Genomic DNA, 499 nt, shown 5'->3' on the forward strand with positions numbered 1-499 from the left:
TTTTAAAGAGCAAATATCTCAAACATCACCCGAAGATGAGTTTTGAGATATTAAGGCAGGTGACTTTCACTCACAAACCAGCAAGTGGCGTCCCCTAGGGGATTCGAACCCCTGTTACCGCCGTGAAAGGGCGGTGTCCTGGGCCTCTAGACGAAGGGGACGTATCAGTCTGCTTCGCAAGACGCCTTGCTTTTCACTTTTTATCAGACAATCTGTGTGAGCACTGCAAAGTACGCTTCTTTAAGGTACGGAGGTGATCCAACCGCAGGTTCCCCTACGGTTACCTTGTTACGACTTCACCCCAGTCATGAATCACAAAGTGGTAAGCGCCCTCCCGAAGGTTAAGCTACCTACTTCTTTTGCAACCCACTCCCATGGTGTGACGGGCGGTGTGTACAAGGCCCGGGAACGTATTCACCGCGGCATTCTGATCCACGATTACTAGCGATTCCGACTTCATGGAGTCGAGTTGCAGACTCCAATCCGGACTACGATCGGC

The 499-nt window shown here is 51.1% G+C and carries 1 tRNA gene and 1 rRNA gene; both read right to left on the reverse strand.

Annotated elements, in window-relative coordinates:
- Nucleotides 1–85 precede the first annotated feature (85 nt).
- Nucleotides 86–161 (reverse strand) — tRNA-Glu (locus F1381_RS27975).
- A gap of 85 nt (nt 162–246) precedes the next feature.
- Nucleotides 247–499: ribosomal RNA gene (locus tag F1381_RS27980) — 16S ribosomal RNA — on the reverse strand; the annotation flags it as partial.

The sequence above is a fragment of the Paenibacillus tengchongensis genome (assembly GCF_008973665.1).
Taxonomy (GTDB): domain Bacteria; phylum Bacillota; class Bacilli; order Paenibacillales; family Paenibacillaceae; genus Paenibacillus_AQ; species Paenibacillus_AQ tengchongensis.